We start from the raw sequence: 16,892 nt of genomic DNA on the forward strand, positions 1-16,892 counted from the left end.
TGAGTATACGGTCATTTGTCGCCCGAACTTTGCACTCAATCAAGTGGAATGCAGACAGATTTCCACTCTATCGGACTCTTGCCCTGTTGTTCCAGCAAGCGATTGGTCTCGCTAAAGTGACCGCAACCGATGAAACCGCGGTGGGCAGAGAGGGGGCTCGGGTGTGGCGCGGTCAGTACATAGTGGCGCTGGCGGTCGATGAAACGTCCCTTCTTCTGGGCGTGGGCCCCCCACAGCAGGAACACCACCCCCTGACAACTGGCATTGATCTGCTCGATGACCCGATCGGTAAAGGTCTCCCATCCCAGATGGGCGTGAGAGTGAGCCTGACCGGCCTGAACCGTCAGCACTGTGTTGAGCAGCAGGACGCCCTGTTTGGCCCAAGATTCGAGAAAGCCGTGATTGGGTGTGACGAAACCTGGCAGATCCCGCTGCATCTCTTTATAGACGTTGACCAGTGAGGGGGGCGTACGCACGCCGGGCAGAACGGAGAAACAGAGACCGTGCGCCTGATTGGGGCCGTGGTAGGGATCCTGGCCCAGGATCACCACCTTGACCTGATCCAGCTCGGTCAGCTTGAAGGCATTGAACACATCGGTGGCTGGCGGGTAGATCACCTTGCCTGCTTCCCGCTCGGCTCTGACGGTTGCCAGCGTACTCTTGAAATAGTCCTGCTCTTTCTCAGAGCCAATTACATCACTCCAGGTCAGCACCCCGGCCTCCTCACTTGATACGGCGAAGGGCTCAGGATAGGGGGCCAGCCCGCAAGACGCAACCGTGGCTCACGCTTTCCAGAGCCTGGCGAGGCGCCCCGAGCGCTCCAGCTTGCGCAGGCCGGTATTGAACAGCTGCATCAGACGGCGCGCCTCGGGATCGACCTTGCGCATCAGCAGGTATCCCGGTTGCGACCAGATGGGATCGGCGGCGCCGGTCAGTGACAGCGATTGGGGATGACGGGCGAGCGCCTGCTGGAACAGGGTTTGTGCCACCTGCTCATCCATCACCAGATAGTGGACCCGCCCGTCGAGCAGCTTGCCCATGCTCTCCTCATCGGAATCTGACCACTCGAGGGTGAGCCCGGCTTGGCGGGCGGCAAAGCCATCGCCATAGAAGTAGCCACGGGTCACCCCGACCGGCTGGTGTTTCAGCTCACCCAGATTGACCGCAGGCGTACCGGTCAGCGTCATCAGGCGGGTGGTGAAATGGCCGAGCGAGGCGGAGAGATAGAAAAGCTGTTCCCGCTCGCGGGAGCGAAACCAGGGCATGGTGACCACATAGCGCCCCTCTAGGGTCAGCTGGTAAGCCTCGGCCCAGGAATAGAAGTGAAAGCTGACATCGAGCCCCTCTTCGGCGAAGGCTTGGCGCACCACCTCACAGAGAAAGCCCTGATTGGGCAACGACTCACTGATATAGGGCGGCCACTCGCCCACGGCAATACGCACCGTCTCGGCCCGCACCGCAGCACAATTTGCCCAGCAACAAAACAGGGCGAGCCATGCCCACTTTCGCCACCCATTATTCACCCGGCACTCTCCTCACTTTTTTTGCTGAGTGTAGCCAACCCCTCAATTAACATCAGAAAAAAGCCGAAAAGATGTAGTTAAATTACTAGATTAACAAGATAAAAGATGCATAATTTGGATATCTTACAAAATCAGAAAAATGACCTATTTTTGATTCAACTCAAGAATTTAATCCCATTGAAATGGCACTTTGTCGGATTTTCTTGATCTAGATCAATTTTGGTAATATTACCACCGTGGTATATATGACCCCATCAAAGAAAAGGTGTAAGGCAAGGGCCCTTTAAGTCATCGCCATCGACGGTAGCTTAAATACATCAGGGTAATTTCCTTACAGTTGGATTCGCGTTCCCATTGAGGAGTCATACCATGATCAAAGGCATTCAAATCACCCAGGCCGCCAACACCGCTCTGCTGAACTCTTTCTGGCTGCTGGACGAAGAGAAGCAACAGGCTCGCTGCATCTGCGCCAAAGGCGATGCCTTCACTGCCGATCAAGAAGTGCAACTGGCTGACCTGGGTCAGTTCGAATACCGCGAACTGCCGGTTCAGGCTGAGCCTGCTGTTGAAGGTGGCCAGCACCTGAACGTCAACGTACTGCGTCGTGAAACTCTGGAAGATGCAATCGAAAACCCGGAGAAGTACCCGCAGCTGACCATCCGTGTATCTGGTTACGCAGTGCGTTTCAATGCTCTGACCCCGGAACAGCAGCGTGACGTGGTTACCCGTACTTTCACCCAGAGCCTGTAATCAGCGCCCTGCAGTGAACCGCTGATACTGGCGGTATCAGCACCAAAAAAACGGCCGATTGGCCGTTTTTTTATTGCCCCCGCACCAGCCAACGCGGGCGTGCGGGGGGAAACCGCGCTTAAGCCCTGTCCGTGTCCAGCTGCCCGGCCTTGCCGCCGAGCACCGCATCCATCTTCTTCTCGTCCAGCTGCTTGCAGTATTTGGCGACCACCACAGTGGCAACCCCGTTACCGATCAGGTTGGTCAGCGCCCGCGCTTCAGACATGAAGCGATCGATCCCCAAAATCAGCGCCAGCCCGGCCAGTGGCAGATGGCCCACCGCCGAAATGGTTGCCGCCAACACGATAAAGCCGCTACCGGTCACCCCGGCCGCCCCTTTCGAGGAGATCAGCAGCACCACCAGCAGGGTGATCTGCTGGAACAGATCCAGCGGGGTATTGGTGGCCTGCGCGATAAAAATCGCCGCCATGGTCAGATAGATGGAGGTACCATCCAGGTTGAAGGAGTACCCGGTCGGAATGACCAGCCCCACCACCGACTTCTGACAACCCAGCGTCTCCATCTTGTCCAGCATCCGCGGCAGTACCGACTCGGAAGAGGAGGTCCCCAGCACGATCAGCAGCTCCTCACGAATGTAGGAGATGAAACGCAGGATGCTGAAGCCTGAGGCTTTGGCGATGCTGCCCAGCACGATGAAGATAAAGAAGAGGCAGGTAAGATAGAAGCAGACAATAAGCTGTCCCAGCTGTACCAGTGAACCTACCCCATATTTACCGATGGTAAATGCCATTGCCCCGAATGCACCGATCGGCGCCAGTCTCATTATCATGTTGATAATACCAAATATGACTTTGGAGAAACTGTCGATGACGCCGAAAATAACCTGTCCCTTTTCGCCAATATGATGCAGGGAAAAACCGAACAGCACCGCAAACAACAATACCTGCAAGATATTGCCGCTGGCAAAGGCACCGATCACGCTGCCCGGAATAATATCCAGCAAAAAGGCGATAATGCCCTGTGACTTGGCCTGCTCCGCATAGGCGGAGATGGCGCTGGCATCCAGTGCGGTCGGATCGATGTTCATTCCTCCCCCCGGCTGCAACAGGTTGACCACGCACAACCCGATGATGAGGGCGATGGTACTGACCACCTCAAAGTAGATCAGGGCAATGGCGCCGGTCTTGCCGACCGCCTTCATACTCTCCATCCCGGCAATACCGGTCACTACAGTACAGAAAATAACGGGGGCGATAATCATCTTGATCAATTTGACAAAGCCATCGCCAAGGGGTTTCATATTGGCGCCCAGTTCCGGATAGACATGCCCCAGAAATACCCCAAGGGTAATCGCGAGCAATACCTGGAAATAAAGGCTGCTAAATACTTTCTTGTGCATGATTAACGTCCTGTTAATTAATTGACATCTCATATGGTAGAAATCGGCATGCACTGATCCGTCACGAGAAAATATCTTTCTCTCGCCAGCATCATGCTATTTCATCATTGCAACAGCGCCACTTTCACACGTTATAAGAAGCAATTAAGAGACATTAATCACACAACTAATTTAACATCATTAACACCACGATAACCATGATATATTGGTCGTTGATTTATTTAAGACCTCAATGAAAACATTTTGGATATAAAAATGCCCCGCATGGCGGGGCATTTGGCATCACGAAACCGGTACCGTGGATCAGACGGAGGTATCGAGGGGTTCAAAGCCCTTGATCAGGTCATCAATGGCCTTCATCTGCTTGAGGAAACCTTCCAGCTTCTCCAGCGGCAGGGCGCTCGGGCCATCACAGCGGGCAATTTTCGGATCCGGGTGGGATTCGATAAAGAGACCGGCCAGACCGACCGCCATACCGGCGCGCGCCAGCTCGGTCACCTGCTCGCGACGACCACCGGAGGCCGCACCCAGCGGATCACGGCACTGCAGGGAGTGGGTCACGTCAAAGATCACTGGATAGCCGCCAGTGCTCTTCTTCATCACCCCCAGACCCAGCATGTCCACCACCAGGTTGTCGTAGCCGAAGTTGGCACCGCGCTCGCACAGGATCAGCTGATCGTTGCCGCACTCCTCGAACTTGTCGGTGATGTTCTTCATCTGGCTTGGGCTGAGGAACTGCGGCTTCTTGATGTTGATGACGTTGCCGGTGCGGGCCATGGCTTCCACCAGATCGGTCTGGCGTGCAAGGAAGGCGGGCAGCTGGATAACGTCAACCACTTCGGCGACCGGCTTGGCCTGATGGGGCTCGTGCAGATCGGAGATCACCGGCATGCCGAAGGTCGCTTTCAGCTCCTGGAAAATCTTCATCCCCTCTTCCAGACCCGGACCGCGGTAGGAGTGGATGGAGGAGCGGTTGGCCTTGTCCCAGCTCGCCTTGAAGACAAACGGGATGCCCAGCTTGCTGGTCACTTCCACGTATTTCTCGCACACCGCCATCGCCATGTCGCGGGATTCCAGCACGTTCATGCCGCCAAACAGCACGAACGGTTTGTCGTTGGCTACGTCGATCTGGTTGATCTTGATATTCTTCTGTTCCATCTAAGACATCCTTAATGAAGGGGCTTGGGGCTAAGATCCAGCGCGGCCAGCTGCACTTTCAGCACATCGGCGACGGGATCGTCCGGGCATTGTTCAATAAAATATTCAAAATCGTCGGCAGCCTGGCGCGGGCAGTCGAGCTGCTCATAGATAAAGCCGCGATCCCGCGTCTCCAGCGGATCACCGGGCTTCATCCGCAGCAACAGCTCGCTGCAACGCAGCGCCTCGGGCATGCGATCTTCCCGCAACAGGGCACCCTTGCTGACGTTGAGCAGCCGTTCGATGATCTCCCACTGGCCGGAGGGCTGCAGGTAGTCGGGGGTCAGGGTCGCCAAGTCCCCCAGCGCGCCGCGCAGCAGCAACTCGATGCGGGCCAGACTCAGCTCGTCACCGGTAAAGGGATCGACATAGACCTCCCCCTCGCCACCGGCAAAGCTCACCAGGAAGTGTCCGGGGAAGCAAATCCCCTCCACATCGAGCCCGAGCTTGCGCCCAAGCTGGATGATGAGAATGCCGAGGCTGACCGGGATCCCCTTGCGCTGTACCAGCACCTGATTGAGGTCGCAGTTGTTGGCCGAGAAGTAGTCCTGCCAGTTGCCATGAAAGCCGAGGCTGTGGTAGAAGCCTTGCAGCAGCTGCTGGCGCACCTCGTCGCAGGTGCCCTCTTCGATCTGTTCGTCCAGCCACTCGTCCAGCAGGTTCAGCTCACGCATCCCCTCCTCGGCCGAGCCATAAATCTCATCGCTGACAGACAACGCCAGCTCGGTGATGTCGTGGGCTTCGAAATCGGTCCATTCGTCTATGTGTAACATTCTCTTCATGCCTTAGCCGAACACACTCGTCTGTTTGAGCACTGCCAACTTGGCAATAAAGTAGATCCAGCCGAGCGCCCCCAGAAAGGAGCACCAGCGCACCAGATTGCTTTTGGCCAGCCGCAGCGCCATCGCCGCCAGAAATACCAGCACCAGAATGGCCATCAGCTTTTCGCTGAGCCAGGGCGTTCCGTTATTGAGCGGGTTGAGATCCAGCACCATGCAGAGCAATACGCCAGAGAGCACCACCAGACCATTGAGCCAGCCGCTGACCTTCATCACCGGCGCGCTGTAGGCACGGCCAGTGGCGGTCTGCACCCAGTAGAAGCGGAGCATAAACATCAGCACGGCCCCGGCAATCAGGATGAGGTGCAGGTGCTTGAGCACAAAAAACATATTCAATCCTTGCATGGCGGCGCACAGGCGACCCGCCGTGTAACAGTAAGGGACCGTCAGCGCAGCGGGCAGAGGCCCAGTGTCACCCTGTCGTTATCCCCGTAATCGCGCACTGTGGCTACCTCGCGGTAGCCGCTATCGCGCAGCAACTGACGCACCGCCTCCCCCTGATCCCAGCCATGTTCCAGCAGCAACCAGCCATCGGTCAGCAGATAAGCGGGGGCATGGGCCACGATATGGCGGATATCGGCCAGCCCGGCGTCATCGGCAACCAGCGCCGAGCGGGGTTCAAAGCGCACGTCACCCTGCTCGAGATGGGGATCGGCGCCATCAATATAGGGGGGATTGGAGACAATCACCGCAAATCGTGGCGTCTTGTCGCGATCCGGTTCGCCAAGGGGCTCGAACCAGCTGCCATCGCGCACCTCGATGGGTAACCCCAGCGCAGCGCTGTTCTCGCGAGCCAGTGCGGCAGCATCCGCCATCCGATCCACCGCCCACACATCGATTTCGGGCCGCTCGGACTTGAGCGCCAGCGCGATGGCGCCGGTGCCGGTGCCGAGATCCAGCACGGCGCACGGCCCCTGCGGGATTCTGGTCAGCGCCTGCTCGACCAGCACCTCGGTATCGGGGCGCGGGATCAGGGTCGCCGGACTTACCTTGAGGGGCAGCGACCAGAACTCCCGCTCTCCAACGAGATGGGCGATGGGTTCGCCATTGAGACGACGGGCCAGCCACGTCTGCAGGGTGGCCTGCTGGGCGGCATCCAGCTCGCGCTCTGGCCAGGTCATCAGGTAGCTGCGACGGCAATCGAGCAGATGGCAAAGCAGCACATCGGCATCGGCGCGGGGGGATTCCCCCTCTGCCAGCACAGTCATGATATGGGCGCGGGCCTGCTGGATCTGCATCAGTGCCACTCCACCTTATGGGCACCACACTTAATGCGAGCTTGCCGGATTACCATTTGCATCAGTTGTTCTCGGCCAGCGAGGCGAGCTGATCGGCCTGATACTCCTGCACCAGCGGGGTAATGATGCAGTCCAGATCCCCTTCCAGGATCTCGGAGAGGCGGTACAGGGTCAGGTTGATACGGTGCTCGGAGAGACGGCCCTGCGGGTAGTTGTAGGTACGAATGCGCTCGGAGCGATCACCAGAGCCCACCAGATTGCGGCGGGTGCTTTGCTCGGCGGCACGGTGGCGCTCATCCTCGGCAGCTTGCAGGCGGGCGGAGAGCACTGACATCGCCTTGGCGCGGTTCTTGTGCTGGGAGCGCTCGTCCTGACACTCCACCACCAGACCGGTCGGCAGGTGAGTGATGCGAATGGCCGAGTCGGTCTTGTTGACGTGCTGGCCACCGGCACCGGAGGCACGGAAGGTGTCGATCTTCAGATCGGAAGGGTTGATCTCGATCTGCTCGGCTTCCGGCACTTCCGGCAGCACGGCGACGGTACAGGCGGAGGTGTGCACCCGGCCCTGAGATTCGGTCTCCGGCACCCGCTGCACCCGGTGACCACCGGATTCAAACTTGAGGCGGCCATAGACGCGCTCGCCGTCGATCTTGGCGATCACCTCCTTGTAGCCACCGTACTCACCGTCGTTGCAGCTGACGATGGAGACGCGCCAGCCCTGACGCTCGGCAAAGCGGGAGTACATGCGGAACAGGTCACCGGCAAAGATGGCCGCTTCGTCGCCACCGGCACCGGCGCGGATCTCCAGATAACAGTTGTTGTCATCCTTGGGATCCTTGGGCAGCAACATCAGTTGCAGCTCCTGCTCCAGCGCCTCCAGATTGGCCTTGGCCAGCGGCAGCTCCTCCTGCGCCATCTCGCGCAGGTCAGCGTCATCCTCCTCCAGCATCATCTGGGTGGTCTCCAGATCATCCTGAGCCTGACGGTAACGCTGGAAGGCGTGAACGATATCTTCCAGCTGGGCATATTCACGGGTCAGGGCGCGGTAGCGATCCTGATCCGAGACCACATCCGGCTCGCCGAGCATGGCCTGTACTTCTTCGTGGCGCTCGATGAGGCCTTCCAGCTTTCTGATCAGTGACGGATTCATAACTCTTGCATTCTCAATGGAGGACGGGACAACCGGCAGGTTGCCCGAAAATTATGGCTCTTGCGACAACCCCAGCGCCTGCCGCAAGCGGGAGAGCTCGCTCTGATCCCCCTGGGAAGCAGCCTGGCGCAACGCCTGGGTCGGCGCGTGGATCAATTTGTTGGTGAGGCGATGGGCCATCGCCTTGAGCGCCTGTTCGGCACTCTCGCCCTGTGCCAGCGCCAGCAGGGCCCGTTGCAGCTCTTCGTCAGCCACCTGTTGGGACTGATGGCGGTAGTCGCGAATGAGATCGACCGAGCTCTGGCCGCGATACCAGCCCATGAACTCGTCGCGCTCTTCCTGCACGATCACTTCCGCCTGCGCGGCAGCCCGTTTACGGGTCTCGAGGTTCTGCTCGATGATCCCCTGCAGATCATCCACCGTGTAGAGATAGGCATCGGAGAGCTCATCGACTTCCGCTTCGATGTCGCGCGGTACGGCAATATCCACCAGAAACATCGGCTTGAAGCGGCGGGCCTTGAGGGCGCGCTCCACCATCCCCTTGCCGATGATGGGCAGCGGGCTCGCCGTCGAACTGATGACGATATCCGCCTCGTGCAGATAGTCGGGGATCTCTTCGAGCGTCATCACCTGGGCGCCGAATTCGGTCGCCAGGGTCTGGGCGCGCTGCAAGGTGCGGTTGGCCACCATCATCTGGGTGACGTTCTGCTCGCGCAGATGACGGGCCACCAGTTCGATGGTCTCCCCCGCCCCGACCAGCAACACCTTGGTCTGGGAGAGATCAGAGAAGATCCGCCGACCCAGACTGACGGCGGCAAACGCCACCGACACGGCACTGGCGCCAATCTCGGTATCGGTGCGCACTCTTTTCGCCACCGAGAAGGATTTCTGGAACAGCCGCTCCAGCGTCCCCTTGAGGGATTCGGACTGCTGGGCGTGGGCATAGGATTGCTTGATTTGCCCCAGGATCTGCGGCTCTCCCAGCACCAGCGAGTCGAGCCCGCACGCCACCCGCATCAGGTGGCGTACCGCCTCTTCGTCGTGATGCTGATAGATGGCGGTGACCAATTCGGCCGCGTCCAGCCCGTGGAACTGCTGCAGCCAGCGCAGCACTTGCTCCTGCCGCTCCCCGTCCAGATTGCAATAGAGTTCGGTCCGGTTGCAGGTGGAGACGATCACCGCCTCGCTGACACCGGGTTGGCTCACCAGCTCACGCAAGGCGCGATCGATGCAGTCCGGGCCAAAGGCGACCCGTTCCCGCAAGGCGACACTGGCGGTGTTGTGGTTGATTCCGAGGGCAAGCAAACTCATGAGTGGGCGACGATCATTTCATACGCTGGGTGCAAAGGCTGCCAATTGTACGAGAAAGGGTAAGTCTTTAAAAGCAATACGGCCGCCCCGTATACTGTGGCAAATTCCTCTCTCTGGAGCCGTCTCTTGCTGCTACGTATTTTTACCCTCACCTGCCTGCTGTTGCTGGCCGGTTGTGCCACCACCCAGCCCCAGCGTGACCAGGTGAACTGGAACCAGGAGCGGACCCGTCTCGAGCAGCTGACCCACTGGCAGCTGTCCGGCAAGATGGCCATCATCACCCCCCAGCAAAAGGGCAGCGCCCGCCTCAACTGGCAGCAGGATGGCGAGGATTATCGCCTCAACCTCACCAGCCTGATTGGCACCAGCATTCTGGAGCTCTCTCGCAGCAAGGGGGAGATCACCCTGCTCGACAGCGACGGCAATCGCCACCAGAGCCAGGACGCCGAAGCGCTGATCTATCAGCTCACCGGCTGGAATATTCCGGTCGCCGGATTGCCGGAGTGGATCAAGGGGCTGCCGGGTCAGGCAGAGTTTGAACTCAACCCCGACAGCAGTCTGGCCAGCGTGCGCGACGGCCAGTGGCAGATCGTCTATGGCGATTATCGGGATCAGGATGGCTACCGCCTGCCGCACCTGCTGACCATGACCGGCCAGAACAGCCGCCTCAAGCTTCAGATCAACCAATGGACTCTTGCACGTTAATGGCTTCCACACGCTGGCCGGCACCGGCCAAACTCAACCTGTTTTTACACGTCAATGGCCGTCGTCCCGATGGCTATCACGAGCTGCAGACTCTGTTTATCTTCCTCAACCACAGCGACTGGCTCGAGTTCGAGGTGATTCCTGATAGCGACACACTCACCCTGAGCCCTGCCATTCCCGGGGTGCCGGATGAGCAGAATCTGATCATCCGGGCGGCACGCCTGCTGCAGGCAAGGCTGCCGAACCCGCAGGGGGCCCATATCCGGCTGGAGAAAGTGCTGCCCATGGGAGGCGGCATTGGCGGCGGTTCGTCCGATGCCGCAACCACGCTGGTGGCGCTTAACCACCTCTGGCAAGCGGGTTTAAGCGAAGATGAACTGGCAGCGCTCGGCGTCCAGCTGGGGGCCGATGTGCCGGTGTTTGTTCGTGGCAAGGCGGCCTTTGCCGAAGGGGTGGGCGAGCGGCTGCAACCGGTCGAACTGCCCGATGCCTGGTATCTGGTGCTCAAGCCCGATTGCCATGTGGCGACCGCGGCCGTATTCCAGGATCCGGACCTGCCCAGAGCCACACCGAAAATGGCGCTGGACAACCTGCTGGAAGGTGAGTGGAAAAACGATTGCGAATCACTGGTGAAAAAGCGCCACCCCGAGGTTGCCAATGCGCTCGGCTGGTTGCTAGAATACGCGCCGTCAAGAATGACGGGCACAGGAGCCTGCGTCTTTGCTCAATTTGAAGACGAAGTGACTGCTCGGGAAGTGTTGGCCTGCGTGCCGGAGGGACTTGATGGGTTTGTCGCCAAGGGCGAGAACATATCACCTCTCTTCTCCACATTGCAACAGTTCAAATGATTGGGGTATCGCCAAGCGGTAAGGCAGCGGGTTTTGATCTCGCCATTCCTAGGTTCGAATCCTAGTACCCCAGCCAATTTTGCCGAACAGCATTGATGATGATTAACGTGGCCGGTTTTGCACTCGGCCACGGATTCGGGTTACCGGTATCATCACAATCATTCATTGGGCAGCAGACGCCCTGTACGTTATCTTGATAAATCGTTTGCCCCAAAACGATAGGGTCTGATTTCAGACTCCCCCACATACTGGATGCAACCCCGAGGTTTCAAACCGTGCCTGACATGAAGCTGTTTGCTGGTAACGCAACGCCGGAACTAGCCCAGAAGATCGCAGATCGCCTGTTTATCAAACTCGGCAATGCTGCCGTAGGTCGCTTTAGCGACGGCGAGATCAGCGTACAGATCAATGAGAATGTACGTGGTGGCGATATCTTCATCATTCAATCCACCTGTGCCCCGACCAACGACAATTTGATGGAATTGATCGTCATGGTAGATGCACTGCGTCGTGCTTCAGCTGGCCGTATCACTGCCGTTATCCCCTACTTTGGTTATGCCCGTCAGGACCGCCGCGTCCGCTCCGCCCGTGTACCTATCACCGCCAAGGTTGTCGCTGACTTCCTCTCCAGCGTCGGTGTGGATCGCGTGCTGACCGTTGACCTGCATGCCGAGCAAATTCAAGGTTTCTTCGACGTTCCGGTAGACAACGTGTTCGGTAGCCCGGTGCTGCTGGAAGACATGAAAGCCAAGAACCTCGAGTCTCCTGTCGTCGTCTCCCCGGACATCGGTGGCGTAGTGCGTGCCCGCGCTATCGCCAAGCTGCTGGATGACACCGACATCGCCATCATCGACAAGCGCCGTCCCCGCCCGAACGTTTCCCAGGTCATGCACCTGATCGGTGACGTTGCCGGCCGCGACTGCGTCATCGTCGATGACATGATCGACACCGGCGGCACCCTGTGCAAAGCCGCAGAAGCCCTGAAAGAGCGCGGCGCCAAGCGAGTATTCGCTTACGCCACTCACCCGGTCTTCTCCGGCACTGCCGTCGAGAACATCAAAAACTCGGTGATCGATGAACTGATCATCACCGACTCCATCCCGCTCACTGCGGAGATGAAAGCGATTGGCAAAGTCAAACAGCTGACCCTGTCGACTGTACTGGCCGAAGCCATTCGTCGCATCAGCAACGAAGAGTCCATCTCTGCCATGTTTGAGCATTGATAGATTCAGCAATAACGAAAACCGCCATCAGGCGGTTTTCGTCTTTCTGGACCATCTCTTTCCAACTTTCTGCTATCTGGTACGACCCTGCCCCCGGCAGGCTTAAGGATTTACCCATGAATTGCTTGCGTCCCCTCCTGCTCGCGACCCTCACCTGCGCCCTGTTCGCCTGTCAGCCCGTCAAAGAGAACCCGCCCTTCGTGCTGACCCTGGCGCACATGAACGACACCCACTCCCAGTTTGATCCGGTCAATGCCGAGATCAAAGGGCAGATCTTTGCCCCGCAGGGGGAAACGGACACCCTCTATACCCGCTTTGGCGGTTATCCGCGCCTGCTGACCATGGCGAAAGCCTATCAGGCCGATGCGCTGGCCAAGAACCAGCCCTTGCTGCTGCTGCACGGCGGCGATGCCTGGCAGGGCAGCGGCTACTTCAAGCTCAACGAGGGGATGGCCAACGCCGAGTTGCTGAGCCAGTTCGGCCTCGATGCCATGGCGCTGGGCAACCACGAGTTCGATCTGGACAACCAGAAGCTGGCCCGCTTCATCGAGGGGGTCAACTTCCCGGTGCTGGCCGCCAACCTCGACACCAAGGCCGATCCGGCCCTCAGCAAGGCAGACAACCTCAAGCCCTTCGTGGTCTACGCCTTTGACGGCAACCAGAAGAGCCCGGTCACCGACATCAATAATCTGCCGCAAGGCAAACAGCTGGTCGCCGTCGTCGGTCTGGTGCTGGAAGACATGGGCAATATTGCCCCCAACGTCGGCAAGCTGCGCTTTGGCAAAGAGGTCGCCTCGGCTCAGGCCACGGTCGACATGCTGCAAACCAAGGGAATCCACCAGATCGTCGCCCTCACCCACATTGGCAACGAGCGGGATCTGGCGCTGGCGGCCAAGGTGAACGGCCTCGATGCCATCGTCGGCGGCCACTCCCACAGCCTGCTCGGCGATTTTCGCAATATCGGTTGGGGCAAGACCGGTGACTACGCCAAGCTAGTGACCAATCCGGATGGTATCGGCAAAACCTGCGTGGTGCAGGCGGGTTCCTATGCCCAGGCCATCGGTCTGGCCCAGGTGACCTTTGACAGCCACGGTCAGGTGACCGACTGCCAGGGCCACAACAGCCTGCTGGCCAGCCGCGACTTCTTCGCCGATGCGGCGCGCAAGCAGGCGCTCGACGATACCCGCAGCAAAGAGGCGAGCCAGTTTATCGACAACCAGCCCAATCTGGTGACTGTGGATGAAGACCCTCGCCTGCGCGGCATCATCGACAGCCATTACAAACCGGCGCTGGAGCAAGCCTACGGCCCGGTGATCGGCACCATTCCCGAGCAGTTGCAAAATGCCCGTCGCCCCGGCGACAACGGCAGCGACAGCCACGGCTCAGATGTAGCGCCGCTGGTTGCCGAAGGGGAGTTCTACTGGGCCAATACGCCAGCAGTGCAAGCACTGACCGGCGGGCCGGTCGATTTCGCCCTGCTGGCGGTGGGCGGCGTGCGCGCCGAACTGCCCGCTGGCGAATGGCGCGAGGGGGATAGTGCCCTCACCCTGCTGCCGTTCAAGAACCAGCTCTCGGTGCTGACCCTGACCGGCGCCGAGGTGCGCGCCCTGCTGAGCGAAACCATCACCGCCACCCTGCCCGCCAGCGCCCATGCCGGCAAGTTCCCCTATGGTGGCCACCTGCGTTACACCTTCCAGGAGACCGATGCAGGCAAAACGGGCACCCTAACCCAATTGCAGCGCAAGACCGCAAGCGGCGAGTGGCAGGATCTGGTGGATAACCAGCGCTATCGGGTGGTGATGAACGCCTACAGCGCCAACGGCAACGATGGCTGGCAGGCACTGGCCAATGCCCAGCGCCACCAGAGCGAGCGGGTCGACATCGCCAGCGTCAATGGCAAGCTGACCGCCTTCCCGGTGCTGAAAGTGACACAAAACGGCGAGCTGCTGAGCGCAGTCTATGCCCCGGACCAAGCCCTTGATTGCAAGGCCAGCGGCGTGGATTGCGGCACCGATGCGGCCTCCTTCGTCGAGTATGTGCGCGATGCCCGCCCCACCCTGACCGCGCTGGATGAGGAAACTGTCACCCTACTGCGCGCCAAATAACGACTGTAGTCAACCAGGCACAGTCCATCGGTAAGCTGAAACGGGCCTCATGCAAGAGGCCCGTTTGCCCACTGTTAGCCACCCATTAACCGCACCGATTAGCCGCAATAGTGGGGCAAATTACGCCATAACATGAGCATTGGTTGAGTGATCGCCACTCGGCGGCTAGAATATTGCGTCCTATTGCCCTGGGTAGTGTGCCCACGGCAGCTGCGAGTGAAGACATCAAGCGTGACAAGCGAAATCAAACTGATCGTCGGACTGGGCAACCCCGGCCCGGAATATGCCAAGACCCGCCACAACGCGGGCACCTGGTATGTGGAGCAACTGGCCCGCTGGCACAATGTCAGCCTGCGTGAAGAACCCAAATTCTTCGGCCATACTGCCCGCATTCTGGTCGAGGGGCAGGATGTGCGGCTGCTCATCCCGAACACCTATATGAACCTCTCTGGCAAGGCGGTGGCCGCACTGGCGCGTTTTTATCAGATTGAGCCGGAAGCGATGCTGGTTGCCCATGACGAACTGGATCTGCCGCCAGGCATCGCCAAGTTCAAGCAGGGTGGTGGTCATGGCGGCCATAACGGCCTCAAGGACATCATCGCCAGGATGGGCAACAACAATAACTTTTTCCGGCTGCGTCTCGGGATCGGCCATCCCGGCAGCAAAGAGCAGGTGGCAGGCTTCGTCCTGACCAAGGCTCCCAGCAGTGAACAGAGCCTGATCGACGCCGCACTGGATGAATCCCTGCGCGCCACCGATATCCTGTTCAAACAAGATATGACCAAGGCCATGAATCGCTTGCACAGCTTCAAGGCTGAAAAGGTATAAGTCGGTTTGACCCTGTACGGGCATTGTGCCGGTGCATGAGCAACGACCAGAACAAGCATGACATGGGCCGCCTGCGGGCGACCCCCAACAGCATCCATCAAGTAAGGTAACAATCCATGGGTTTTAAATGCGGTATCGTGGGCCTGCCCAATGTAGGCAAATCCACCCTGTTCAACGCGCTGACCAAGGCCGGTATCGAAGCCGCCAACTTCCCGTTCTGCACCATCGAGCCAAACACCGGTGTGGTCCCGATGCCGGATCCCCGCCTCGATCAGCTGGCTGCCATCATCAATCCGCAGCGCGTTGTGCCGACCACCATGGAATTCGTCGACATCGCAGGCTTGGTTGCCGGCGCCTCCAAGGGCGAAGGTCTGGGCAACCAGTTCCTGGCCAACATCCGTGAAACCGAAGCGATCGGCCACGTGGTGCGCTGCTTCGATGACGAGAACATCATTCACGTTGCCGGCAAGGTCTCTCCGGCTGACGATATCGAAGTGATCAACACCGAGCTGGCCCTGTCGGATCTGGACGCCTGCGAGCGCGCCATTCACCGCCAGTCCAAGCGCGCCAAAGGCGGCGACAAGGATGCCAAGCTGGAAGTGGAAGTGCTGGAGAAGATCCTCGTCGCGCTGGAAAACGGTCAGATGATCCGTGGTCTGAAGCTGGATAAAGAAGAGCTGGCCGCCGTGAGCCACCTCAACTTCCTGACCCTGAAACCCACCATGTATATCGCCAACGTGGCGGAAGACGGTTTCGAGAACAACCCCTACCTCGACAAGGTGCGTGAAATCGCCGCCGCCGAGAACGCGGTCGTGGTCGTGGTCTGCTGCGCCATTGAAGCGGACATCGCCGAGCTGGACGACGAAGATCGCGCCGAGTTCATGGCTGACCTTGGCATCGAAGAGCCGGGTCTGAACCGCGTTATCCGCTCCGGTTACGAGCTGCTCAACCTGCAGACCTACTTCACCGCCGGTGTGAAAGAGGTGCGTGCCTGGACCATCCCGGTCGGTGCCACGGCCCCGCAAGCGGCTGGCAAGATCCACACCGACTTTGAAAAAGGCTTTATTCGCGCCCAAACCATCGCCTTTGAAGACTTTATCAACTACAAGGGTGAGCAAGGCGCCAAGGAAGCGGGCAAGATGCGCGCTGAAGGGAAAGATTACATCGTCAAAGATGGCGATATCATGAATTTCCTGTTCAACGTCTAATCCCATGACAGGCCAGCATTTGCTGGCCTGTTTTTTATCTGTCATTGCCCGGGCAATGATGGCTATGTCTTAAAAAAAACCAGATTGTTGGGCTTTTGCGCAACAGAGGCCAATAACTGGTCAAACGCACTCAAATTGCGTTTTTCTGGCAAAAAAAGGGTTGACGCCCCAGAGCCAGATACGCATAATTCGGCCCGCACGGTGACGAGGCAACGACTCATCGGAAGCAAGGTTGGCTATGTAGCTCAGTTGGTTAGAGCATCGCACTCATAATGCGGGGGTCACAGGTTCGAATCCCGTCATAGCCACCATCTCTAGTTGGGGTATCGCCAAGCGGTAAGGCAGCGGGTTTTGATCTCGCCATCCCTAGGTTCGAATCCTAGTACCCCAGCCATTTTTGAAGTTCTTTGCCAGTCTGGTGATTGTTGAAGAGCACTGTTGGGGTATCGCCAAGCGGTAAGGCAGCGGGTTTTGATCTCGCCATCCCTAGGTTCGAATCCTAGTACCCCAGCCATTTTTACTTGTATTTGACTCACGTTGAACACAAGACGGCTATGTAGCTCAGTTG

At 58.7% G+C, this 16,892-nt stretch carries 15 protein-coding genes, 4 tRNA genes and 1 pseudogene; 11 read left to right on the forward strand and 9 right to left on the reverse strand.

The window, feature by feature from the left end; all coding sequences use genetic code 11:
- Positions 1–35: 35 nt before the first annotated feature.
- Positions 36–713, reverse strand: a complete 678-nt coding sequence (gene ung, locus BN1115_RS17680) for a uracil-DNA glycosylase (protein ID WP_042658180.1) — start codon at positions 711–713, stop codon at positions 36–38.
- 69 nt (positions 714–782) lie between these two features.
- Entirely contained in the window at positions 783–1,523 is a 741-nt protein-coding gene (locus BN1115_RS17685) for a substrate-binding periplasmic protein (RefSeq protein ID WP_042658181.1), read from the reverse strand.
- Positions 1,524–1,892: 369 nt separating this feature from the next.
- Here BN1115_RS17685 and grcA point away from each other — a divergent pair, with 369 nt between their 5' ends.
- Positions 1,893–2,273 carry an autonomous glycyl radical cofactor GrcA gene (gene grcA / locus BN1115_RS17690; protein ID WP_042658182.1) on the forward strand — a complete coding sequence of 127 codons (381 nt, stop codon included), beginning with the start codon at positions 1,893–1,895 and terminating at the stop codon, positions 2,271–2,273.
- A 118-nt stretch (positions 2,274–2,391) separates the two neighbouring features.
- Here grcA and BN1115_RS17695 read toward each other — a convergent pair whose 3' ends face one another.
- From BN1115_RS17695 to hemA, 7 genes are all read right to left on the reverse strand, one after another.
- Positions 2,392–3,672 carry a dicarboxylate/amino acid:cation symporter gene (locus BN1115_RS17695; RefSeq protein ID WP_042658183.1) on the reverse strand — a complete coding sequence of 427 codons (1,281 nt, stop codon included), beginning with the start codon at positions 3,670–3,672 and terminating at the stop codon, positions 2,392–2,394.
- Positions 3,673–3,975: 303 nt separating this feature from the next.
- Positions 3,976–4,830 (reverse strand): 3-deoxy-8-phosphooctulonate synthase, encoded by an 855-nt coding sequence (kdsA, locus tag BN1115_RS17700; protein ID WP_042658184.1) that lies wholly within the window; start codon positions 4,828–4,830, stop codon positions 3,976–3,978.
- An 11-nt stretch (positions 4,831–4,841) separates the two neighbouring features.
- Complete coding sequence (locus tag BN1115_RS17705; RefSeq protein WP_042658185.1) at positions 4,842–5,642, reverse strand: SirB1 family protein; 801 nt, start codon at positions 5,640–5,642, stop codon at positions 4,842–4,844.
- 12 nt (positions 5,643–5,654) lie between these two features.
- Positions 5,655–6,038, reverse strand: a complete 384-nt coding sequence (locus BN1115_RS17710) for a SirB2 family protein (protein ID WP_042658186.1) — start codon at positions 6,036–6,038, stop codon at positions 5,655–5,657.
- 56 nt (positions 6,039–6,094) lie between these two features.
- Positions 6,095–6,946, reverse strand: a complete 852-nt coding sequence (gene prmC / locus BN1115_RS17715) for a peptide chain release factor N(5)-glutamine methyltransferase (RefSeq protein ID WP_042658187.1) — start codon at positions 6,944–6,946, stop codon at positions 6,095–6,097.
- 61 nt (positions 6,947–7,007) lie between these two features.
- On the reverse strand, positions 7,008–8,096 hold the full coding sequence (gene prfA, locus BN1115_RS17720; protein WP_042658188.1) for a peptide chain release factor 1: 1,089 nt from the start codon (positions 8,094–8,096) through the stop codon (positions 7,008–7,010).
- A 51-nt stretch (positions 8,097–8,147) separates the two neighbouring features.
- Positions 8,148–9,407 carry a glutamyl-tRNA reductase gene (hemA, locus tag BN1115_RS17725; protein WP_042658189.1) on the reverse strand — a complete coding sequence of 420 codons (1,260 nt, stop codon included), beginning with the start codon at positions 9,405–9,407 and terminating at the stop codon, positions 8,148–8,150.
- Positions 9,408–9,533: 126 nt separating this feature from the next.
- Between hemA and lolB the strand changes: the two genes are divergently transcribed.
- The 10 genes and pseudogenes from lolB to BN1115_RS17775 all read left to right on the forward strand — a co-directional run bounded on the left by lolB (position 9,534) and on the right by BN1115_RS17775 (position 16,838).
- The gene (gene lolB, locus BN1115_RS17730; protein WP_042061300.1) at positions 9,534–10,112 is read left to right on the forward strand and encodes a lipoprotein insertase outer membrane protein LolB; all 579 of its coding nucleotides are present in this window, start codon (positions 9,534–9,536) and stop codon (positions 10,110–10,112) included.
- Positions 10,112–10,982: pseudogene (ispE, locus tag BN1115_RS17735) on the forward strand (4-(cytidine 5'-diphospho)-2-C-methyl-D-erythritol kinase). The gene lolB and the pseudogene ispE overlap by 1 nt, the downstream one beginning before the upstream one ends.
- A tRNA-Gln gene (locus tag BN1115_RS17740) sits at positions 10,962–11,036 on the forward strand. The pseudogene ispE and the gene BN1115_RS17740 overlap by 21 nt, the downstream one beginning before the upstream one ends.
- Before the next feature lie 199 nt (positions 11,037–11,235).
- Positions 11,236–12,183, forward strand: a complete 948-nt coding sequence (locus BN1115_RS17745; RefSeq protein WP_005330162.1) for a ribose-phosphate pyrophosphokinase — start codon at positions 11,236–11,238, stop codon at positions 12,181–12,183.
- Positions 12,184–12,299: 116 nt separating this feature from the next.
- Positions 12,300–14,288, forward strand: a complete 1,989-nt coding sequence (locus tag BN1115_RS17750) for a bifunctional metallophosphatase/5'-nucleotidase (RefSeq protein WP_042658191.1) — start codon at positions 12,300–12,302, stop codon at positions 14,286–14,288.
- Positions 14,289–14,519: 231 nt separating this feature from the next.
- Entirely contained in the window at positions 14,520–15,116 is a 597-nt protein-coding gene (pth, locus tag BN1115_RS17755) for an aminoacyl-tRNA hydrolase (RefSeq protein WP_042658192.1), read from the forward strand.
- A gap of 116 nt (positions 15,117–15,232) precedes the next feature.
- Positions 15,233–16,324 (forward strand): redox-regulated ATPase YchF, encoded by a 1,092-nt coding sequence (gene ychF / locus BN1115_RS17760; RefSeq protein ID WP_042658193.1) that lies wholly within the window; start codon positions 15,233–15,235, stop codon positions 16,322–16,324.
- Positions 16,325–16,558: 234 nt separating this feature from the next.
- A tRNA-Met gene (locus BN1115_RS17765) sits at positions 16,559–16,635 on the forward strand.
- An 8-nt stretch (positions 16,636–16,643) separates the two neighbouring features.
- Positions 16,644–16,718: transfer RNA gene (locus tag BN1115_RS17770), tRNA-Gln, on the forward strand.
- 45 nt (positions 16,719–16,763) lie between these two features.
- Positions 16,764–16,838: transfer RNA gene (locus BN1115_RS17775), tRNA-Gln, on the forward strand.
- Positions 16,839–16,892: the final 54 nt, after the last annotated feature.

It is taken from the genome of Aeromonas allosaccharophila, from assembly GCF_000819685.1.
Lineage (GTDB): Bacteria > Pseudomonadota > Gammaproteobacteria > Enterobacterales > Aeromonadaceae > Aeromonas > Aeromonas allosaccharophila.